Raw genomic sequence first — 20,009 nt, 5'->3', positions numbered from 1 at the left:
AGGGGGAGCGCGGATCAGGCGCTCAGCGGGGCCGGAAGGCGACAGCTCCGGTCGGCGCGGTCGGCCTGGCCGCTCCGGACGCCCTGGTCACTGCGATCGCCCTGGTCACCCTGGTCGCTCAGGTCGCCCTGGGCGCCCTGGTCACCTCGGTCGCTCAAGTCGCTCAGGGCACCCCGATCGCCCAGGTCACCCCGGTCGCTCAAGTCGCTCAGGGCACCCCGGTCGCCCCGGTCGCTCCCCTCACTCCCGTCGCTCAGGAAGGTCAGCGCGGCCCGTGCGGCGACGTCGTTCTGTCCGAAGGCGATCCCGCCGGTACGGGGCCGGGTGAAGGCCCCGCCCGCCCGGGCGGTGGTGTGCGGGCCGAGCGCGAAGCGGCGCGGGTGCGGGCGCCCGTCGCGCTCCAGGATCCGGGCGTCGGCGGGGTCGACGACGAGGAGGCCGCTGGCGGTGGCCCGGGCCCCGTCCTCGTACAGGGCGCGCAGCAGCGGGCTGCCGGTGAGCTCCAGGGTGGGGTCGGGCAGCCGGGCCTCGACGAGGGCGCGCGCCTCGGTCCACTCCCCCGGCACGGCGGCGGACGCGGCGCGGAAGACCCCGCGTTCCTCGTCGGTCTCGACGGTGACCTGCGGCCCGAGGAACCGGACCACGCCGGCGCGGGAGAGCGCGAGGAGCTGACGCAGCCGGGGCCCCGGCGGGCCGGAGGCGATGTAGCTGAAGAAGCCGTGCCACCAGCCGCCCAGGTCGACGCGGCCGCCGAGGCTCAGAAGCTGGGCGTAGACGGAGAGCAGGGCCGCGAAGACGGCGGCGTCGGGGCTGTGGGCGGGGTCGTGGCGGCGGGTCAGATCGTCGGTGACGTAGTCGCGCAGGCCGTGCTGGAGCGCCTCGGCGGAGACGAAGCGGACCCCGTCGAGGGGGTGGTCGAGGGCGTCCAGGTCGAGCCGGTCCGCGGGGTCGGGGACGGCCGCGGCGACGAGCGCGGCGATCTCCGCCCCGCGCGGCGGCGCCTGTGCGTACGCCTCCTCGAAGTCGCTCCAGTCGAGGGAGGTCCGCTCGGGGTGGGTGGAGAAGAGCCGGTGGTAGTGGGCCCAGCCGAGTTCCTTGTCGATGAGCGGCCACACGTCGCGCCGGAAGTCGAGCGGCTCGTCCCGCTTCAGGAGGGCCTCGGTCTGCTCGGCCCCGAAGAACCGGGGAAGCGGGGGCCGTTCGCCGTCGAGGACGTATCCGATCTTCGAGTGGTACGGGACGCCCCGCCGCGATCCGACGTGCAGCACGGGCTCCCGGCCGGAGGGTACGTAGACGAGGTCGTCGCCCTCGCCCTCGTACCGTCCGCCGCGGCCCTCGGTGAGGAGCACCATCAGGTCGACGAAGGCGAGGCCGAAGCCGCGGACCAGGACGGGCGCGCCGGCGGGCAGCGCGGAGAGGTCGCTGTCGGCGGTGAAGTCGGGCGGGAGGTGGACGAGCCGGTGGCGGGCGGCGAAGTCGGCGAGCTCCCGCTGCTCCGGGTCGGGTTCGGCGTCGAGGTGGCCGACGGTGAGGACGACGAGGTCGGCGAGGAGCGGCTCGGCGCCGGCCTCCAGCCAGACCCGCTGGCGTCCGTCGCGGGGGCCGCCGAGCCGCAGCGCGGTGGTGCGGTGCTCGTGGACGCTGACCGAGGCGGGCAGGTCGGCGAGGACCCGCTCGTACACCCAGCGCAGGTAGGCGCCCTGCTGGGGGCGGGTGGGGAAGACGCGGCCCTCGATGCCGGCCCAGTCGGCGAGGGTGGGTCCCGGCAGGACGGGCCCGTCGAGCTCCACGGTCTCGTCGGTGAACATGGTGACGTCCTCGGCCTGGGAGTTCATCCAGAGCAGCGGGGACTGTTCGGTGCGCCAGATCCGGCCGGGGCCCGGCGGGTGCGGGTCGACGAGGTGGAGGTCGAGGCGGCCGTCGCCGTACAGCTCGGGCAGGTTGGCGGCGAGCCGTTCGAGGAAGCCGGTGCCGCGCGGCCCCGCGCCGACGATGACGATCGAGGGCGTCGAGGGGGCGGGGCTCATCGGGCACCGCCCGTGCCGCGGGCGTAGTACCGCTCGACGTAGTGCTGGCCGAGGCTGAGGACCGAGGTCACCGCCACGTACCAGAGGGTGGCGACGAGGAGCATCGGGATGACCTCGTACGTGCGGTGGTAGACGAGCTGGGTCGAGTAGAGCAGGTCCTGGACGGCGATGACGGAGACGATCGAGGTGCCCTTGAGGGTGCCGATCAGCATGTTTCCGGCGGGCGGGACGATCGAGCGCATCGCCTGGGGCAGCACGATCCGGGTGAGCCGGCGCCAGCGGCCGAGGCCGAGGGACTGGGCGGCCTCGATCTGGCCGCGGTCGACGGAGAGGATGCCGCCGCGCACGACCTCGGCGGCGTAGGCGGCCTCGTGCAGGGTGAGGCCGATGACGGCGACGGCGACGGGGCCGAGGAGGTTGACCGTGTGGATGCCGAGGACGGTCGGGTAGAGCGCGCCGATGTTGAACCAGAAGAGCAGCTGGACCAGGATCGGGGTGGACCGGAAGAACCAGACGTACCCCCAACTGACCCCGCGCAGAACGGGGTTGGCGGACAACCGGAAGACCGCGAGCAGGGTGCCGAGGACGAAGCCCAGGACCATGACGAGGGCGGTCAGCCACAGGGTGAGGCCGAGGCCGCGCAGGACGGACGCGGAGGTGAAGTACTCGGCGACGACGTCCCACTGGAAGGCCTTGTTGCGGATGACCGAGAGCAGTCCGAGGGCGAGGAGGACGAGGACGGCGGCCGCGGCGGCCCACTGGCCGGCCCGGCGGGCGGGAACGACGCGGGGAGGCGGCTCGGCCGGCGGGGCCGTGGAGGGAGTCTTGACGAGGGTCGCGGACATGCGAAGGCTCCGTGGATGCCAGAGGGCGGATCGAACACGGGGGTGCGCCTTCACACGCGGAGAGCACGGACATGGGCCCCTCAGCCCGATCCGCCCTTCGAGGCTATGCGGTCAACATGCCCTGCTGTCAAGGGTGTCCACAGGGTGAGCTGTGCGTCTCATCATGGTTGACGCGGAAACGGATGCCTGTTCAACTGGGGCCATGCATCCGCAGCAGCTGGTCACGCGCTCCCACATCGACTTCGGTCGCGTGTGGTCCTCTTCCTGTTGAGCTGACCCTCTGCTGTGCCCCGCCCGCGTGCTGTTTTCCGCGGCGCCTTCACACACAGGCCCCTCGTGAGTGCCTGAGCCCTCCCCTCCCCTCGCTCCGCCTCGCTGTCCTCCTTCGCCCTGAAGGACCGTCATGCCCTTCGCGTTGTCCGTGTACCGGACCACGACCACCGACCCCTTGGCGCGCCCGCTCCTCGACGAGCTGGCCTACGAGTACACGACCCGGTACGGCTCCGCGCACGATCTGAGCCTCTATCCGGCCACCGAGTTCGCTCCTCCCCACGGCGCCTTCCTGCTCCTCATGGAGCACGGCCGGCCCGTGGCCGGAGGCGCGTACCGCCGCTACGACGACCACACCGCCGAGCTGAAGCGGATCTGGACCCACTCGGCGCACCGCAGGCGCGGGCTCGCCCGCCGCGTCCTCACCGTGCTCGAACGCGACGCCGCCGCCCGCGGCTACACCCGCATCTACCTGACGACCGGGCCGCGCCAGCCGGAGGCCAGGGGCCTCTACCTGGCGACCGGCTACCGGCCGCTCTTCGACGTGTCCGCCGATCTTGAGTCGCTCGGCCCCCTGCCGTTCGAGAAACTCCTGGAGAACCCGAAACCATGAGCACGCGTACGAGTTCCGGCACTGCCCGCACGACCCTCGGCTTCGCGCTGATCACCGCCGCCGCACTCACCCTCACCGCCTGCTCCGGAGGCGAACCCACGACGGCGCCGGCCGGGGCCTCGGGAGCACCGGGCGCCGCGAAGGGCACGCTCCCCAGCGAGGACGTGGTGTCGGCGGTGAAGAAGAACGAGGCCGCGGCGAAGCTGCTTCCCGCCGACGTCCGGCAGCGGGGCAGCTTCACGGTCGCCGCCTCGGTCGGGACCCCGCCCAGCTCGGCCTACCTGCCCGACGGCAGGACCGTGGTCGGGGTGGACGCCGACTTCGCGGACGCCGTGGCGAAGGCCCTCGGCCTGGAGCTGAAGCGCGAGGCCGTCGGCTTCGAGGCGATCCTGCCGGCGCTGACCAGCGGCAAGTACGACGTCGGCACCGGGAACTTCGGGGTGACCGAGGAGCGGCGCAAGACCATCGACTTCGTCACCTACATCAACGACGGCCAGGGCTTCGCCACCCGGTCCGACAGCCCGCTGAAGGCGGTCACCGACCTCACGCAGCTGTGCGGCCTGAAGGTCGCGACGGGCGCGGGCACCACCTTCGAGCAGACCCTGGAGAAGAACAAGGGCCGGTGCGCGGAGGCCGGGAAGCCGGCGTACGAGGTGAACGTCTTCAACGAGACGGGCGCGGTCTGGATGTCGCTCCAGCAGGGCCGCAGCGATGTCGTGATGAACACGATCAACGGCGTGCGGTACGCGGTGACGCAGCAGAAGAACGTGAAGTTCCTCAACGAGTACCGGCGGCTCGACGTCGGCTTCGCCTTCAAGAAGGGCACCCCGCTCGCACCGGCCTTCCAGGCGGCGGTGAACGGCCTGAAGGCCGACGGGACGTACGACCGGATCGTGAAGAAGTGGGGGGTGGCGGGGTCGGGGATCGAGCAGTCGCAGATCACCCCGCCGGAGATCCCGGCGCCGACGAAGTAGCGGAGCCGTCGGCCCGGCGGGGTGCCACCCGCCCGGCGGGGTGCCACCCGCCCGGCGGGGTGCCTCCGGCGGGGCGGTGGCAGACGGGGTGTCAGCAGTCGCAGCCGCAGCTGCAGTCCCCGCAGCAGCCGTCTCCCTCGCAGCAGGAGGAGCAGTTGCTGCAGCAGTCACAGCAGTCGCAGCAACTGCCGGGGTCACACTGCTGGCAGAGCCCCTCGCGACGCTGCCGGCTCCAGGGGTCCTCGAAGGTCCCGCAGCACATCTGGCAGGTGCAGGCCAGACCGACCCAGAGGGCGCACCCTGCTATCAGGCCGCGCCGGTTCGGCGGCCCGGGCGGGAACGGCCCGCCGGGGCCTCCGGGGCCACCGGGACCGGGGCTGTAGGGCCCGCCGGGGCCCCCCGGGCCGGGGGCGTACGGGTTGCCGGGGACGGGTCCGGGCCCCTGGGGCGCGTACGGGTTCCCCGGCACCGGGCCCTGTCCGTGCACCGGCCCCGCCCCCGGCGTCCCGTGCGAGCAGCTCGTCGTACCGAAGGCCCGGTCCACCGATGTCCGGAGCTCATGGGCGAGGAGGACGTGGACGAGCTTGCCGTCGGCGAACTCGGCGTCCTTCAGGGCGAGGCGGATGCCGTGCAGGGCGTCGTCGGCGAGCCGGCGGGCCTCCTCACGGGAGGTGCCGGTCGCGGTGAGCGGGTTCCACGCGCCCGCCGCCGCGTCGGCCTGCTGGTCCTCGACGGCGTCGAGGAGGTGGGCGAGGCGGCCGAAGAGCCGGCCCGCCTCGGCGAGCGGCGCGGCGTTGTCCGGGCGCCCGGCGAGGACGGCGGTGTGCGCGAAGGCGGCCGCGGTCGCGGTCTCGGTCGGCTCGGTGACGGCGAGCAGCGGCGTCCCGAGGCCGGCGAGGGTTTCGAGCCCGGTCTGCCGGTCGACGGCGTCGACGAGGACGGCGGTGTCGAAGCCGAGGGCGCGGCCGGTCCTGGCGCCGGCCCGGTCCCAGGAGCGGGCGACCCGGCGGGCCGCGGCGGCGACGGGCTTGCGCGCCAACAGGCCGTCCCGGTCGGCGACGTGGTCCCGTACCTTCGCCGAGGCGAGGACGAGCGAGACGGCGGCGGCGAGGCGCGCGCCCTCCCCCTGGGCCACGGGCGCGGTGCGCATCCCGCGCAGCGGGCAGGGCCCGGCGGTGCGCCGCCCGCTCGCCATCGTGCCGGTCTGAGCCTCCGTCAGGACCGAGACGATGAGCCCGTCGTAGTTGGTGACGACCCGCGCGAACTGTCCGTGGTCCGCGCGAAGTGCCAGGCAGAGGCCGCAGAGGTGGGCCATCCAGTCGACTTTGAGTCCGTCGGTGAGCCGGTGCGTGCAGGGTCTGACGATTCCGAACATGAGGTGCCCCCGTGAGCCGTGCGAAGTGCCGTCGAGCGGCATCGCGGCATCGTAGCGAGCCGGGTCGTTCACCCGTACGCGCCCACCGTCACCCTTCTGGCCCGACTTTCATATTTTAAGTTGCGCGCCCCTCCGTCAGGCCCCGCATACCGCAAGTTTCCTGACGTATCGCCAGAAATCGACGCTCACGTTCTGCACCAGTACCGTCACGAATCCCCTGCGCGCCGTGTATCCACTTGGCGCGCGATCCGCATCATGGACGACGATAGGGATTGCGGAACCACAAGTGACCGCGCTGAAAGGAGGCGTCCATGGGATCGGTGCGCAAGGCAAGTGCCTGGCTGGGACTCGTCGAGGACAACGACGAGCGTTACTACGACGACGAGTACGCCGACGGTGCCGAGAACGGCGACGCCTGGGTGACGGACCCCCGGGTCCGGGTGGCCACGGACACCGCCCAGGATCAGGGCCGCCGGATCGCCACCGTCTCCCCCGACGGCTTCCGGGACGCCCGGGGCATCGGAGAGCTCTTCCGGGACGGTGTTCCGGTGATCGTGAACCTGACCGGGATGGAGCCGCACGACGCCAAGCGCGTGGTCGACTTCGCCGCCGGCCTCGCCTTCGGTCTGCGCGGCTCGATCGAGCGCGTGGCGACGCGGGTCTTCCTGCTCACTCCCGCCGACACCCAGATCGTCGGCGGCGAGTCCCGTCGGCGTCCGCAGGACGGTTTCTTCAACCAGAGCTGAGCGGGTCCGCCGGCCCGACCGGGCACCACCCGAGGGATCGGGTCAGTGCACCGGACGTCCCGAGCCGGCGGGCTCGATCGCTTCCCGGGTCGCGGGCACCCGCGGCTCGGCCGGCTCTCGCGCCTCGACGGGCTCACCCGTCACAACCGACTCACCCCGCCCGACCGGCTCGACCGGCTCGCACCCCGCGAGCGACTCACACGACTCGGCCGACGTACACGACTCGGCCGGCTCGCAGGACGCGTCCGGTTCCGCCGGGCACTCCATGACCCGGGGCAGTCGCCGGGCCATCACCGCGCCGGCGAGCAGCAGGACGGCGCTCACGCAGAGCGTGATGTGCAGACCGTCCACGAAGGCGTGCCGGGCCGCCTGGTGCAGGGCCGTGCCCGCCGCGCCGCCGAGCTGGTCGGCGACCTGGTAGGCCTCACCGAGGGAGTTCGACGCGGCGCTGCTCGCCTCCGCCGGCACTCCGGGGACCGAGGCGAGCCCGGGGGCGTACGCGGCGTTCATCACGCTGCCGAGCAGTGCGATGCCCATGCCGGCGCCGAGCTGGTACGAGGTCTCGCCGATCGCGGCGGCGCCGCCCGCGCTCCGCTGCGGCGCCTCGCTGAGCATCGACTCGTACGCCGAGAAGAGCGTGGTCTGCAGGCCGAAGCCGAGCAGCACGAAGCCCACCGTGAGCAGCAGCGGCCGGTCGTCCTGCCCCATGAAGGTCAGCAGGAGAACCGCGGCGGCGGTGAGCACGAAGCCCCAGCCGACCATCCGGCGCGGGCCGATCCTGCGCAGGGTGTACGAGCCGGTGGCGCCGGCCGCCATGGCGGCGAAGGTGAGCGGGAGGAGCCGGAGCCCGGTCTCCAGGGGGCTCAGTCCGAGGACGAGCTGGAGGTACTGGACGGCGATGAGCTCCAGGCCGACCAGGGCCAGCATGGCGAGGACGATGCAGCCGACCGAGGTGGTGAAGGCCGCCCGGGAGAAGAGCCGCATGTCGATCAGCGGGTGCGGGCGCCGCTTCTGCCGGCGGACGAAGAGGACGAGGAGCGCGGCGCCGACGAGCAGCGGTCCCGCGGTCGGCAGGGCGAGCAGCGGTTCGCCGGCCCCGGCGCGCTTGACCCCGAGGACGCAGCCGAGGACTCCGGCGGCGGCCATGAGGGCGCCGAGGACGTCCCAGGGGCCGTCGGAGTCTCCCCGGGACTCGGGGAGGAGACGGCGGCCCAGCGGCAGTATCAGCGCCATCAGCGGGATGTTGATGAGGAAGACGGAGCCCCACCAGTAGTTCTCGACGAGGAAGCCGCCGAGCACCGGTCCGGTGGCGGCCCCGACCGCGGCGACCGCGGTCCAGATGCCGATGGCGGTGGCGCGTTCCCGGCGGTCGGGGAAGACCGCCCGGAGGATGGAGAGCGTCGCGGGCATGATCATGGCGCCGCCGACGCCGAGCAGCGCGCGGGCCGCGATGAGGACCCCCGGCTCGGTGGCGAGGGCGGCGATCGCCGAGGCGACGCCGAACAGCGCGTAGCCGAGGAGGAGGACCCGCCGTCTGCCGACCCGGTCCCCGAGGGTGCCGAAGAGGATCAGCAGCGAGGCACAGATCAGCGGGTAGGCGTCGACGATCCAGAGCAGCGCGGTGGAGCTGGGGCGCAGATCCTCGGTGAGCGAGGGGACGGCGACGTGGAGGATGGTCGCGTCGAGGGCGACCAGGAGAAGGCTGACGCAGAGGACGACCAGGACGACCCAGCGGTTGGCTCCGCCGTCGGCGGCACGCTCTCGTGCTCGGGCCGTGATCGTCCGCGACATGTACGTACCTCCCAGTGAAGCTCTCGCGCTCGGCAGGCGCCGACCAGGGCGTATGCCCCTGGGGCGGCCCGACATCGACGGGCGAGTGAGCCGTCAGCGTACGCGAGTTCAAGCCCCGAGCGCGTGGTGCAGCTCTCACCCCGGCGGGCCTCCGCGTGTGGCGTACGCCACTCGGCGGGGCCCGCGCGTCGCATGGAATTCCGTACGTATATCTGTTTGAAGCAATTCCCTTGCGTTCAAACACTCTTCCGGAAAGCGCCACGCCGGCAATAGGGCAGAAGGTCATCGGATTTACCGACGGACGTCGGGAATGATCCGGCGGCTGAGACCTACTCCACATCACATGGTCATCACGAAGACACCGGATCGACCGGGACGGCTTCTCACTCCCTGTAACGTCGATTGGGTGCGTACCGACATCTTTGCCCGGCTGGACCGGGAGCCGGAACCGCCGAAGATAGAGGTCCCGGGGATGACCCGCACGCGTCTCGCGCTCTTCGGCGGGACGTCGGCGTTCTATCTGGCCATTGTCGTCGCGGTCCTCCTGTCGAGCTGGCTGGTGACCCTCGACTGGAAGATCATGCTGTTCCGGCCCTATCAGCAGTGGCCGGAGATCCACGGCTTCCTCGACTACTACGTCGTCCTCGGCCAGCGCGGCCCCACGGCCGTCATGGTGGCCGCGTGGCTGGGCTGGCGCTCCTGGCGACAGCACACCCTGCGGCCGCTCCTGTGCCTCGGCGCGGCGCTGCTGCTGCTCAACGTCTCGGTCGGCGCGGTCAAGCTCGGGCTCGGCCGTCTCGGCCCCCACTACGCGACGCAGGTCGGCTCCGCCGAGCTCTTCGGGGGCGGCGATATATTTCCGTCGGGACACACCGCCAACGCGGTCGTGACCTGGGGCATCCTCGCCTATCTGGCGACCACCCCGCGGGCCAGGCGCTATCTGTCGGCCCTCTCGGCAGTGGTCGCGCTCGGCGTCGGCCTCACCACCGTCTATCTGGGCACGCACTGGCTGAGCGACGTCCTGCTCGGCTGGGCCGCCGGGCTCCTGGTCCTGCTCGCCCTGCCCTGGTGCGAGCCGGTCCTCGCGGTGGCGGAGTCCTGGATCCTCGCGGCACGCGACCGGCTCCGGGACCGGCTGCGCGACCGCCGCCGGCTGGTGCCCTCCCTGCCCGTGGCCTCTGGCGGACCGCGCCCGGGATTCTTCCCGCAGCGTCCGGCCGGCGCCGAGGAGCCCGTCCGCGAGACGGTGGGAGTGGCCCGCGGCCGCGCCCCCGCGACACGCGGCTGACCGCACCCCGCGTCACGGAAGGGCCCCGGCCGTCCCCGGCCGGGGCCCTTCCGCATGCGGGCGCGTACGCCGTCAGCCGAGCCAGCAGCGGCTGACGGTGCCGTCCTCGACCTCGAAGTTGATGCGTCCCGACAGGTATTCCATGGTGATGATCGAGCCCGGCGGCAGAGATCTGACGACCTTCCAGCCCCGTGCCCTGGCAAGCCGCTCGGCGCCGTCCCCGTCGAGTCCCACATAGGACTCGGGAGCGTCGCGGGGCGGTTCGGGAGTGCGCGATGTGGGTGACATGGGCCTCACGTTAGCCTCTTTGCGGTCACGCTTGTGTCACAAGTTCTCGACATATGTTTGACACGCCGCCCGTCACCCGATGGGACAGTTTCGGGTCGATTCTCCAGCAATTCCGAAGAGCTTCCAGCAGTTCGCACGAAGAGACTCCCCGCATCGACAAGTCCCGGGGAATTCCCTCTTCTCCGCACGTCACACGCCGAATTACCCCGTTCGCACACGCGGCGCCCTCACGCTTCCCTTACACAATGCTTACGCGTACGCGGCGGCCGGCTCGGCGGAGGAGGTGTCGGCCGACCGGAGCAGCCGCCCCCTCCGCCTCCCTCGCCCGCCGACCCGCCGCGCGCATCATGTCCGGACGCCCGGCGAGCAGGACACGCCCCGGCGGACCGGCACTAGGGGGCGCAGCGATGGACACCGAGACGGCGACCGCGACCGTCGAATCGGCCCGGCAGCGACAGGGCCGCGTCCTGATCGACTGGGCCACCACGACCGACCACAAGAAGATCGGCCACCTCTACCTGGTCACCTCGTTCGTCTTCTTCCTGCTGGCCGGGCTCATGGCCATGCTCATGCGCGCCGAGCTGGCCCGCCCGGGGCTCCAGCTCGTGTCGAACATGGAGTTCAACCAGGCCTTCACGCTGCACGGCACGATCATGCTGCTGCTCTTCGCGACGCCCACCTTCGCCGGCTTCGCCAACGAACTGGTGCCGCTGCAGATCGGCGCCCCCGACGTCGCCTTCCCGCGGCTGAACATGTTCTCGTACTGGCTGTTCCTCTTCGGCGGCCTGATGGTGATCGCCTCGCTGCTCACCCCGAGCGGCCCCGCCGCCTTCGGCTGGACCGCCTACGCCCCGCTCAACAGCCTGGAGCGGTCGCCGAGCGTGGGCGTCGACCTGTGGATCATGGGACTCGCGCTCTCGGGCTTCGGCACGATCCTCACCTCGGTGAACTTCCTCGCCACCATCATCGGGATGCGGGCCCCCGGCATGACCATGTTCCGGATGCCGATCTTCACCTGGAACATCCTCTTCACCGCGGTCCTGGTGATCGTCGCCTTCCCCGTCCTCGCGGCGGCGCTGCTCGTCCTGGAGGCGGACCGGCGCCTCGGCTCCGTGGTCTTCCAGCCCGAGAACGGCGGGGCGCTGCTGTGGCAGCACCTCTTCTGGTTCTTCGGCCACCCCGAGGTCTACATCATCGCGCTGCCGTTCTTCGGGATCGTCAGCGAGATCATCCCGGTCTTCGCCCGCAAGCCGATCTTCGGCTACGCGACGCTCGTCGGGGCCACCATGACGATCACCGGCCTGTCGGTGGTGGTCTGGGCCCACCACATGTTCGCGACGGGCGCGGTGCTGCTCCCGTTCTTCTCGCTCCTGTCGTTCCTGATCGCGGTGCCGACCGGGGTGAAGTTCTTCAACTGGACCGGGACGATGCTGCGGGGCTCGCTCTCCTTCGAGACGCCCATGCTGTGGTCGGTCGGCTTCCTCGTGTCGTTCCTCTTCGGCGGGCTCACCGGGGTGATCCTCGCCTCGCCGCCGATGGACTTCCAGGTCACCGACTCGTACTTCGTCGTGGCCCACTTCCACTACACGGTCTTCGGCACGGTCGTCTTCGCGACCTTCGCCGGCTTCTACTTCTGGTGGCCCAAGTTCACCGGCCGGATGCTCGACGAGCGGCTCGGGAAGGCCCACTTCTGGACGCTGTTCGTCGGCTTCCACCTGACCTTCCTGGTGCAGCACTGGCTCGGCGCGGAGGGCATGCCACGGCGGTACGCCGACTACCTGGCCGCGGACGGCTTCACCGCCCTCAACACGGTGTCGACGATCGGCGCCTTCCTGCTCGGCGCGTCGACCCTGCCGTTCCTCTACAACGTGTGGTGGACCCACCGGTACGGCGCGAAGGTCGACGTGGACGACCCCTGGGGCTTCGGACGCTCGCTGGAGTGGGCGACGACGTGCCCGCCGCCCCGGCACAACTTCGACGCCGTGCCGCGGATCCGCTCCGAGGCGCCCGCCTTCGACCTGCACCACCCGGAGTTCGCGGCCTACGAACGCATGCGGATCACGAGCCCGCCGGCGTCTCCCCCGGTGTCTCCCCCGACCTCTCCCCCGTCTACGCCCTCGTCCTCGCCCCCGGACTCTCCCCCTCCGCCCGGTCGAGAGCGCGGGACAGCCGGTCCCTGAGGTCGCGGACCCGTTCCGTCAGCTCCGGCGGGTCGACCACCTCGAACTCGAGCCCCATGAGCACCACGTGCACCACCGCGACGTGGAGGTTGTGCGCCCCCGCCCGCAGCAGACAGCTCCCTTCGCCCTCGGGCTCCAGGACCCCGTCCATCGGGCCGACGATCGCGGCGGCCTCGGCGAGCGGGACGAACAGCCGGACGGTGACCTCCGTCGCGTACGCCGCACCGGACACGCCCTTCGACACGTACGCGGCGAGGTCCTCGGCGGGCGGTTCGCGGGGCGGGAAGCGCGGCCCGTGCGGCGGCCTGGGCTCGATGCGGTCGGCCCGGAACGTCCGCCAGTCGCCGCGGTCCACGTCCCAGGCCACCAGGTACCAGCGCCGCTCGGTGCAGACCAGCCGGTGCGGTTCGACGGTCCTGCGGGTGGCGTTGCCGCCGTGGTCGCGGTAGGCGAAGCGGAGCCGCTCGCTGTCCCGGCAGGCGTTGGCCAGCTCCGTGAGCACCCCCGGATCCACCATGTCCCGAGGCGTACGGAGCATGGGCACGGTGAACTCGGTGAGCGCGCCGACCCGCCGCCGCAGCCGCGCCGGCAGCACCTGCTCCAGCTTGGCGAGGGCGCGTACGGACGTCTCGCCGATGCCCTCGACACCCTGACCCGCCGCCGTGCGCAGGCCGACCGCGACCGCCACGGCCTCCTCGTCGTCGAGGAGCAGCGGCGGCAGCTCGGCCCCGGCCCCGAGCTGATAGCCGCCGCCGGTGCCGGGGCTGGCGTGCACGGGATAGCCGAGCTCGCGCAGCCGGTCGACGTCGCGCCGTACCGTGCGCGAGGTCACCCCGAGCCGGTCGGCGAGATCGGCACCGGACCACTCCCGGTGGGCCTGGAGCAGCGAGAGCAGGCGCAGCAGCCGTGCGGAGGTCTCCAACATGCCCCGAGTCTGCCAGCCGTCGCGGACACCTACGGTCCTCGATGCGACCGCGGGAACCCGGCGGATTCAGCGGAGCGGACGGCCCCGGACCAGCCGGGCGGCCCTCGCCGTCAGGGCGTAGACCGCGTCGACGGCCCGGCCGATCTCGTGGTGCCGCCTCGCGCGCCCCGCCGCGTGGACGCGCCGGCTCGCGCCCCGGTCGACGAGTTCCGTCCAGAGCGCCTCGTGGCGGGCGGCGAGCCGGGCGGGCACGGGCGCGCCGTCGGGCACGGCCTCGATCCGTACGCCGGGCAGCCCCATCCTGCGGTAGGCGCGGGCGTCTGCCTCGGTGGCCGTCGTCACGGCGTCGAGGAGCCGGTACTCGTGGCCGATGTCCCGGCGGAGCCGGATGCCGTGACCGGCGGGGGCCAGGTGCTCCTGGCCGACGAGGACCGGCCCCCGCCGGGCCTGCCGGGCGAGGTGCACGGTGAGCCCCGGGCGGGTGGCGACGAGGACGTCGGCCTCGACGCCCCGCAGGTACGCGCCGATCCGGGCGTCGGTGAGCGCGCTGTACTGCTTCCAGCGGTCGTCGCCGCGTGGGAAGACCTCGGCGGACCGGTGGAAGTCGGGGTGGTCACCGTCGTACCCGGGGCTGTCCTCGCGCAGGTCGACGAGATGACGCAGCGTCACGTCCGAGGGGAGTCCGAGGGCCGGCCGGTCGCGGTGGCGGAACACCGAGACGATCTCGACCTCGTGGCGCCTGGCCAGCTCCTCGGCGAGGGTGAACGTGGTCCGGATCGTGCCGCCGTGGCCGTAACCGTCGTGAAGCAGAAAGGAGATGCGCATCGGGCTGCCGGTTCCCCCCGGTCAGTCAGGCTGTCGGTCGGTCGGGCCGACTGTACTGCCGGGACGAACCCCCGTTTCACGGGCGAAGTCACACGGGCGGGGCCGCACGGGCGACGGTTCGCGGGTGAGGTCGGGCGGGTGACGGTCACGGGCGATAGCCGAGTTGGGGCACGGTCGCGCAGTTCTCCGTCATGTCGCCCTGGCTCACCCAGCCCCGGCCGTCCTCCCAGCGGGCCACGGACAGACAGGTGTGACGGGTCTCGGGCGGTCGCGCGAGGTGCTCGAAGCGGACGGGCAGCAGCAGTCCGCGCGCGGTGTACGGCTCCGGACGGTTCAGGAACTCCTCGACGCACCCACGGGTGAGCCCGGCCCCGGCTCCGTCTCCGGTCGCGTCCCCGGCTCCGTCCGCGGACCCGGACCCGGCTCCGTCCCCGGCCCCGGTCCCGCCCCCCGCCAGGCAGGAGCGGGCCGCGTCGGTGAACCACATCGCCGCCGCCCATCCCTCCAACTGCCATTGGGAAAGCTCCCGTTGCCCCATGGCCGCCCGGAACTCCCGGACGGCGGGATCGCCGGTGTCCTGGTGGTTGCGGCTGGCTCCGGTCACCCACAGGGAGCTCAGGCAGCCGGGAGCACGGGCGTAGTCGCGGGCGACGGACGAGGACCAGTTCTGCACGTTGGTGACCTTGGCGTCGACGCGGACCCCGAGCGCCTCCATCGCCTCGCACAGCCGCACGTTCCCGTGGGTGTCCATCGCGTCGAAGAGGAGGTCGACGCCCTGGTCCCGCAGATCGGCCGCGACCGCGCGGAAGTTGGGCAGGGCGAAGTCGACCTGCTCGTCGACGACCCGGTAGCCCTCGGCGCGCAGCCCGTCGGAGACCAGCCGGGCGTACGCGGCGGACGCGGCCTGGTTGTACGAGACGACGGCGGCGGTCCGCGCCCCCTTCTCCCGCGCGAACCAGCGGTAGACCTCGGTCCCGCCGTACAGCGTCCCGTTCCAGCCGGGCTTGCCGCCGGTGCGCGGGGCGGAGCTGCCGTAGATGCCGTAGAGGTGCGGATAGGTGTCGTAGGCGGGGGTGAGGGGCTGGCCGCCGATGTCGGGGACACCGGCCTTGGCGACGAGGGGCGCGCCCGCGTAGTTCAGGGCGGTGGTCGCGACGAGCGCGAAGACGTGGCGCTCGTCGATCAGCCGGTGCACGCACGCGTTGTTGCCGACGCCGCTGCCGCCGTCGTCGCAGGTCTCGACCTCGATCCTGCGCCCGTCGAGGCCGCCGCGGGCGTTGAGGGCGTCGAAGTAGGCGCGGGCGCCGTCGCGCGGTCCGGTGAAGGCCTTCCCGCCGACCGGGCTCGTGGCGCTGGTGATGATCCCGACGCGGAGCGGCTCACCGCCGGAGGGGGTGGCGGTGGGCCGCGTCTCGAAGGCGCGCTCCGGGAGCCGGCTGCCGCAGGCCGTGAGCACGGCCAGAAGCGCGAGCAGCACGGCGAGGAGCAGCGCCGCGCCCGGTTCAGCAGCCCGGAACGGTGACACCGCTCAGCTCGACCAGGCCGCAGAGGGTCTTCACGGAGACCTTCCAGGTGCCGTCCTGGAGGATCGAGGTGCCCTGGGAGTCGGGCAGGGCGGGTGCCCCGCCGACGAGCAGGTCGTAGGTGACGTTGGCCTCCTCGGCCGAGGTGAACTCGACGCCGGTGACCTTCGCCGCGGTCGTGGCGGCGTTCTCGTTGCCGGCGAAGGCGGCGAGGACCGGCTCCATCGCGGCGCCGTTCTCCAGGAGCTTCACCTTCTCGGCCGCGGTGGTGTTCGGGTCGAAGAACGCCGTCCAGTTCTCGGTGATCTCCGCCTCGGCGGCGGCGGGGTCGGCGGGCTCGCCGGCCGTCGCGGACGGCGACGCGCTGTCGCTTCCCGTGCTGCCGCTCCCGTCGTCGGAGCAGCCCGCCATGGCGGGGGCGAGGGCCAGGACGGCGACGGCCGCGAGGGCCGCGAGCCGGGGGCGTCCGCCGAGTCGTGCGAGGGCCATCTGCCTCACCACCGGGTGTCTCTCCGGACCGTACGGTCTGCTGCTTCCAGGGTGGGGCGAACCGGGGCATAGTGCAAGGAAAGGAAAGAGGTGGAGCAAGGGAAGGGACGAGAGCAAGACGACGAGGGAGGCCCGGTGCCGAGATCCCGGATCCTGCTGTGGGGCGGTGTCACGGCGGCCGCCGCGGGCGCGGTGCTGTGCGTCCTCGGCTGGTACGGGATCTCCGGCGAGCGCTTCGCCGAGCGGCAACTGCCCTATCTGGCCTCGTGCACGGTGCCGGGGGCGGCGCTGATCGTGGCGGGCGCGGTGCTCGTCGCGGCGGCGCTGCTGCTGCCCGTACGCCCTCCGGAGCCGCACCCGCCGGAGCGGGAGGAGACGCCCCCGCCGTCCTCGGACGGCCCGCGCCTCCGGGTCCCCGGCGGGACCCTGGCCCACCGCCCGGACTGCCCGCTGGTCGCGGGGAAGGCGGAGGCGACGGAGGTGGGCGACGCGGCCCTGGACCCCTGCCCGGTATGTGAACCATGGCCTCCCTGACGTACGAGCTGACGCTCGCCGGCCTCGCGGTCGGCAGCGCCGCCGCGCTCACCGGGATCGGCCTGGTCGTCACCTACCGGGCGACGGGGGTGCTGAACCTGGCGCACGGCGCCGTCGCCATGATCTGCGCGTACGTGCTGCGCCAGCTGGTCGTCGTGTGGGGCTGGCCGCTGCCGCTGGGCGCCCTGGTCACGCTCCTGGTGGTGGCCCCCGGCATCGGTCTGGTCCTCGACCGCGGCGTGTTCCGCCCGCTCGCCCTCCTCGGCTCGAACCCGGCGCAGACCCTGGTGGCCTCCATCGGCGTCTTCGTGCTGCTCGTCGGCGGGGCGGCGCTGCTGTGGGGCGGCGGGGCGCGGGACGACGCGCCGGTGCTGCTCGGTGACGACCCGTGGGCGCAGCTGGCGGCGGTGGTGGCGCTGGCCTGCCTGGTGGCGGCGGTGACCCGCTGGACCCGCTTCGGCCGGGAGCTGAGGGCGGTGGTGGACAACCGTCCGCTGGCCGTCCTGTCGGGGGTGGACGCGGACCGGGTGGCGTCGGCGGGGTGGGCGTTCGGTTCGTTCACCGCCGGGCTGACGGGTGTGCTCCTCGCCCCGTACGTCCGGCTCGACCCGTACGGGATGCCGCTGCTCGTCATGGAGGTGATCGCGGTCGCGGTGATCGCCCGGATGCGCTCGCTGCCGGTCGCGGTGGCGTCCGCGGTCGCGATCGGGGTGGCGCAGGCGCAGATGACGCGGCTGCACCCGGAGGGGTGGGCGGGGCCGCTGGTCCAGGCCCTCGGCACGAACCTGTTCGTGGTGGCGCTCCTGGTGGCGGCGCTGGTCCTGCCGGGCGTGGGCGGCAAGGGCCGGGACGCCCTGCCCCCACCGGCCCGCACCCCGCAGGTCCCCGCCCCCGTCTGGCCGGCCGTCGGCATCCTGCTCCTCCTCCCCCTCGGCTTCGCGGGCTCCGACCTGCACACCGCCGTGCAGGTCCCGGCGCTCGCCGTGATCCTCCTGTCCCTGGTCGTGGTGGCGGGCCGGGGAGGCCAGATCGCCCTGGGCCAGGCGGCGTACGCGGGCCTGGGCGCCCTCCTGACGGCCCTCCTGTCGACGGCGGGCGTTCCCGCCCTCCTGGCGCTGGGGCTCGCGGTGCCGATGGTGGCCGTGGTGGGCCTGGCGACGGCCTGGCCGGCGATCCGACGCCACGGCCTGGCGCTCGCCCTCGTCACGCTGGCGACCGGGGTGGCGGTGAGCCGCTTCGTCTTCGTCCAGCCGTACGCGACGGCCGGCCTCTCGCTCGGCCGCCCGGCGGGCTTCGCCGACGACCGCGCCTTCTACGCCCTGGAACTGCTGCTCCTGGCCGGCTGTCTGGCCCTGGTGGCGGCGCTGCGCCGGGGCCGCACGGGCCGCGCGCTGGCCGCGCTGCGGGACCACGAACCGGGCGCGGAGGCGGCGGGCGTCCCGGTCCCCGCCCTCAAGCTCCTCGCCTTCGTCCTTGGCGCGGCCCTGGCGGCCCTCGGCGGCGGCCTCCTGGGCATGGGCCTGCGCGCCTTCGACCCGGAGGCGTACGACCCGGTACGCGGCCTGCTCTGGTTCGCGGCCGTCCTGGTCCTGGGCGCCGACAGCCTCCTCACGCCCCTGGCGGCGGCCGCGCTCCTGGTCACCCTGGACGCGGGCCCCCAAGCGGGCGCGGCAGCAGCCCTCATAGGCCTCCTGGCCACCCAAACAGGCCGCCTCCCGCCACTGACGACCCTGCTCCACCCCAAGGCCACCGCCACCCGCACGGTCGGTGGAGGCAGGAACCCAGGTACGGCCGAAGGCCGAACGCACCCCCACGACCCGCCGGCCGCCGACGCCGCCCCACCCCCCACGGGAAGACCCGCACCTCAGTCGACGACCCGCACGGGCGGTGCGGGTGGGAACCCCAGCCCGACCGCAGGTCGGGCGCACCCCCACCGGCCCGCACCGGGCCACGCACCCGCACCCGCACCCACCAACGCCCCCGCCGCCCCCGCCCCGGAACTCCGCGCGCTCGACCTCACCCTCACCTACCCCGGAGGGATCACCGCCCTCTCCCACGTCACCCTCACCCTCGCCCCTTCCCGCGTCACCGCCCTCGTCGGCCCCAACGGCGCCGGCAAGAGCACCCTCTTCGACTGTCTCGCCGGGACCCTCCGCCCCCGGCGCCACCAGGGCCTGATCACGCTCGACGGCGTCGACATCACCTCCCGCACGGCGCACGCCCGGACGCGGCTCGGGATCGCCCGGACCTTCCAGCGGCTCGCCGTCTTCCCGTCGCTCTCCGTCGAGGAGAACGTCCGCCTCGGCGCGGAGCGGGGCCGTGTCCGAGGAGACCCCGCCGCCGTCGAGCGGAGCCTGCGGCTGCTCGGCCTCGACGGCCCCGTACGCCACCGCGCCGCCGCCGACCTCCCCACCGGGACGCTCCGCCGCGTCGAGCTGGCCCGCGCGCTCGCGGGGCAGCCGCACACACTGCTCCTCGACGAACCCGCCGCCGGCCTCGACGCCGGCGAGACCGCCGCCCTCGCCCGGATCCTCGCCGCGCTCGCCGCCGACGGCCTGACGGTGCTCGTCGTCGAGCACGACCCGGACCTCGTCGCCGGGATCGCCCACACCGTGCACACCATGGAGGGCGGCCGGATCCTGTCATGAGCGTCGAGATCGAGCTGCGCGCGGCCCGGGTCCGCTACGGCCCACTGGAGGCCCTGCACGGCCTCGACCTGCCCGTGCCCGCCGGCACCGTCACCGTGCTCCTGGGGCGGAACGGCGCGGGCCGCACCACGGCCCTGCGGGCCCTCGCCGGCACCGTACGGCTCTCCTCCGGCCGGGTGCTGTGGCGCGGCGCCGACGTGACCCGGCTGCCGCCGCACGAGCGGGCCCGCCGCGGCCTGTGCTTCGTACCGGATCTGCGGGCGGTGTACGAGGGGCTGACCGTCGCCGAGAACCTCGCGCTCACCGCGCCGGACGCCCCCGCCCCGGACGCCCCCGCCCCGTACCCCGAGCTCGTCCCCCTGCTGTCCCGGGCCGCCGGGACCCTCTCCGGCGGGGAGCGCCGGATGCTGGCCCTGTCCCGCGCCCTGCTGAGGCCCGCGCGGGTGGTGCTGGTCGACGAGCCGTCGCTCGGCCTGGCCCCGCCGGTCGCGGCCCGTACGTACGGGCTCCTCGCGGCGCTCGCCGTGGAGCGCGGGGCGGCGGTGGTCCTCGCCGAGCAGCGCGTACCGGAGGGGCTGCCGCGCGGCTCGCTCGTCCACGAGCTGCGGCGCGGCTCCCGCGCGTCCAGCGGGGAGCCGTCCGAGTTCGCCCCGGGCCCCGTGGAGTGA

15 protein-coding genes and 2 pseudogenes are annotated in these 20,009 nt (G+C 73.3%); 8 read left to right on the top strand and 9 right to left on the bottom strand.

The features are described from left to right. Nucleotides 1-14: 14 nt before the first annotated feature. Both ACFC0G_RS26295 and ACFC0G_RS26290 read right to left on the bottom strand, forming a co-directional pair. Nucleotides 15-2,027, bottom strand: coding sequence for an FAD/NAD(P)-binding protein (locus tag ACFC0G_RS26295; protein ID WP_376407332.1), 2,013 nt, complete (start codon nt 2,025-2,027; stop codon nt 15-17). Further along, nucleotides 2,024-2,872: an amino acid ABC transporter permease gene (locus tag ACFC0G_RS26290; protein ID WP_376407330.1), complete on the bottom strand. Its 849-nt coding sequence runs from the start codon at nt 2,870-2,872 to the stop codon at nt 2,024-2,026. Before ACFC0G_RS26290 ends, ACFC0G_RS26295 begins: the two co-directional genes overlap by 4 nt. A 403-nt stretch (nt 2,873-3,275) precedes the next feature. Here ACFC0G_RS26290 and ACFC0G_RS26285 point away from each other — a divergent pair, with 403 nt between their 5' ends. Together ACFC0G_RS26285 and ACFC0G_RS26280 are read left to right on the top strand one after the other, a co-directional pair. Further along, nucleotides 3,276-3,755, top strand: a complete 480-nt coding sequence (locus tag ACFC0G_RS26285) for a GNAT family N-acetyltransferase (protein WP_376407328.1) — start codon at nt 3,276-3,278, stop codon at nt 3,753-3,755. After that, nucleotides 3,752-4,729, top strand: a complete 978-nt coding sequence (locus tag ACFC0G_RS26280; protein ID WP_376407326.1) for an ABC transporter substrate-binding protein — start codon at nt 3,752-3,754, stop codon at nt 4,727-4,729. Before ACFC0G_RS26285 ends, ACFC0G_RS26280 begins: the two co-directional genes overlap by 4 nt. A 91-nt stretch (nt 4,730-4,820) precedes the next feature. Here ACFC0G_RS26280 and ACFC0G_RS26275 read toward each other — a convergent pair whose 3' ends face one another. Then, nucleotides 4,821-6,104, bottom strand: a complete 1,284-nt coding sequence (locus ACFC0G_RS26275) for a DUF5685 family protein (RefSeq protein ID WP_376407324.1) — start codon at nt 6,102-6,104, stop codon at nt 4,821-4,823. A gap of 311 nt (nt 6,105-6,415) precedes the next feature. On the opposite strand from ACFC0G_RS26275, the gene ACFC0G_RS26270 reads away from it, so the two are divergent. Then, complete coding sequence (locus ACFC0G_RS26270) at nt 6,416-6,850, top strand: cell division protein SepF (protein WP_024761734.1); 435 nt, start codon at nt 6,416-6,418, stop codon at nt 6,848-6,850. Nucleotides 6,851-6,892: 42 nt separating this feature from the next. Here ACFC0G_RS26270 and ACFC0G_RS26265 read toward each other — a convergent pair whose 3' ends face one another. Then, the gene (locus ACFC0G_RS26265) at nt 6,893-8,641 is read right to left on the bottom strand and encodes an MFS transporter (RefSeq protein ID WP_376407322.1); all 1,749 of its coding nucleotides are present in this window, start codon (nt 8,639-8,641) and stop codon (nt 6,893-6,895) included. A 406-nt stretch (nt 8,642-9,047) separates the two neighbouring features. Between ACFC0G_RS26265 and ACFC0G_RS26260 the strand changes: the two are divergent. Beyond that, nucleotides 9,048-9,926 (top strand): annotated as a pseudogene (locus tag ACFC0G_RS26260) (phosphatase PAP2 family protein); the annotation flags it as partial. A 75-nt stretch (nt 9,927-10,001) separates the two neighbouring features. Here ACFC0G_RS26260 and ACFC0G_RS26255 read toward each other — a convergent pair. Continuing rightward, the gene (locus ACFC0G_RS26255) at nt 10,002-10,217 is read right to left on the bottom strand and encodes an I78 family peptidase inhibitor (protein ID WP_376407320.1); all 216 of its coding nucleotides are present in this window, start codon (nt 10,215-10,217) and stop codon (nt 10,002-10,004) included. A 407-nt stretch (nt 10,218-10,624) separates the two neighbouring features. On the opposite strand from ACFC0G_RS26255, the gene ctaD reads away from it, so the two are divergent. Continuing rightward, the gene (gene ctaD / locus ACFC0G_RS26250; RefSeq protein ID WP_376407318.1) at nt 10,625-12,397 is read left to right on the top strand and encodes a cytochrome c oxidase subunit I; all 1,773 of its coding nucleotides are present in this window, start codon (nt 10,625-10,627) and stop codon (nt 12,395-12,397) included. Here ctaD and ACFC0G_RS26245 read toward each other — a convergent pair. The 4 genes and pseudogenes from ACFC0G_RS26245 to ACFC0G_RS26230 form a co-directional block, all read right to left on the bottom strand. Then, the gene (locus ACFC0G_RS26245) at nt 12,327-13,322 is read right to left on the bottom strand and encodes a helix-turn-helix transcriptional regulator (protein ID WP_376407316.1); all 996 of its coding nucleotides are present in this window, start codon (nt 13,320-13,322) and stop codon (nt 12,327-12,329) included. The genes ctaD and ACFC0G_RS26245 overlap by 71 nt on opposite strands. A gap of 105 nt (nt 13,323-13,427) precedes the next feature. Continuing rightward, nucleotides 13,428-14,147, bottom strand: a pseudogene (locus ACFC0G_RS26240) (glycosyltransferase); the annotation flags it as partial. A 145-nt stretch (nt 14,148-14,292) separates the two neighbouring features. After that, complete coding sequence (locus tag ACFC0G_RS26235; protein WP_376407314.1) at nt 14,293-15,672, bottom strand: ABC transporter substrate-binding protein; 1,380 nt, start codon at nt 15,670-15,672, stop codon at nt 14,293-14,295. Then, the gene (locus ACFC0G_RS26230) at nt 15,650-16,159 is read right to left on the bottom strand and encodes a hypothetical protein (protein ID WP_376407312.1); all 510 of its coding nucleotides are present in this window, start codon (nt 16,157-16,159) and stop codon (nt 15,650-15,652) included. Before ACFC0G_RS26230 ends, ACFC0G_RS26235 begins: the two co-directional genes overlap by 23 nt. Before the next feature lie 135 nt (nt 16,160-16,294). Here ACFC0G_RS26230 and ACFC0G_RS26225 point away from each other — a divergent pair, with 135 nt between their 5' ends. From ACFC0G_RS26225 to ACFC0G_RS26215, 3 genes are read left to right on the top strand one after another with little or no spacing between them, the layout of a single operon-like run. Beyond that, nucleotides 16,295-16,693 carry a hypothetical protein gene (locus ACFC0G_RS26225; protein WP_376407310.1) on the top strand — a complete coding sequence of 133 codons (399 nt, stop codon included), beginning with the start codon at nt 16,295-16,297 and terminating at the stop codon, nt 16,691-16,693. Beyond that, a complete protein-coding gene (locus ACFC0G_RS26220) occupies nt 16,681-19,341 on the top strand; it encodes an ATP-binding cassette domain-containing protein (protein ID WP_376407308.1) in 2,661 nt (886 codons plus the stop codon). Before ACFC0G_RS26225 ends, ACFC0G_RS26220 begins: the two co-directional genes overlap by 13 nt. Further along, on the top strand, nt 19,338-20,009 hold the full coding sequence (locus ACFC0G_RS26215) for an ATP-binding cassette domain-containing protein (protein ID WP_376407306.1): 672 nt from the start codon (nt 19,338-19,340) through the stop codon (nt 20,007-20,009). The genes ACFC0G_RS26220 and ACFC0G_RS26215 overlap by 4 nt, the downstream gene beginning before the upstream one ends.

Source organism: Streptomyces sp. NPDC056169 (assembly GCF_042268445.1).
Taxonomy (GTDB): domain Bacteria; phylum Actinomycetota; class Actinomycetes; order Streptomycetales; family Streptomycetaceae; genus Streptomyces.
This window is presented reverse-complemented; position numbering and strand designations above follow the sequence as displayed.

Bases quoted from the DNA above. Each gene is read 5' to 3' on its own strand.
- ACFC0G_RS26295 (WP_376407332.1), bottom strand. From the start codon at position 2,027: ATGAGCCCCGCCCCCTCGACGCCCTCGATCGTCATCGTCGGCGCGGGG.
- ACFC0G_RS26290 (WP_376407330.1), bottom strand. From the start codon at position 2,872: ATGTCCGCGACCCTCGTCAAGACTCCCTCCACGGCCCCGCCGGCCGAG.
- ACFC0G_RS26285 (WP_376407328.1), top strand. From the start codon at position 3,276: ATGCCCTTCGCGTTGTCCGTGTACCGGACCACGACCACCGACCCCTTG.
- ACFC0G_RS26280 (WP_376407326.1), top strand. From the start codon at position 3,752: ATGAGCACGCGTACGAGTTCCGGCACTGCCCGCACGACCCTCGGCTTC.
- ACFC0G_RS26275 (WP_376407324.1), bottom strand. From the start codon at position 6,104: ATGTTCGGAATCGTCAGACCCTGCACGCACCGGCTCACCGACGGACTC.
- ACFC0G_RS26270 (WP_024761734.1), top strand. From the start codon at position 6,416: ATGGGATCGGTGCGCAAGGCAAGTGCCTGGCTGGGACTCGTCGAGGAC.
- ACFC0G_RS26265 (WP_376407322.1), bottom strand. From the start codon at position 8,641: ATGTCGCGGACGATCACGGCCCGAGCACGAGAGCGTGCCGCCGACGGC.
- ACFC0G_RS26255 (WP_376407320.1), bottom strand. From the start codon at position 10,217: ATGTCACCCACATCGCGCACTCCCGAACCGCCCCGCGACGCTCCCGAG.
- ctaD (WP_376407318.1), top strand. From the start codon at position 10,625: ATGGACACCGAGACGGCGACCGCGACCGTCGAATCGGCCCGGCAGCGA.
- ACFC0G_RS26245 (WP_376407316.1), bottom strand. From the start codon at position 13,322: ATGTTGGAGACCTCCGCACGGCTGCTGCGCCTGCTCTCGCTGCTCCAG.
- ACFC0G_RS26230 (WP_376407312.1), bottom strand. From the start codon at position 16,159: ATGGCCCTCGCACGACTCGGCGGACGCCCCCGGCTCGCGGCCCTCGCG.
- ACFC0G_RS26220 (WP_376407308.1), top strand. From the start codon at position 16,681: ATGGCCTCCCTGACGTACGAGCTGACGCTCGCCGGCCTCGCGGTCGGC.
- ACFC0G_RS26215 (WP_376407306.1), top strand. From the start codon at position 19,338: ATGAGCGTCGAGATCGAGCTGCGCGCGGCCCGGGTCCGCTACGGCCCA.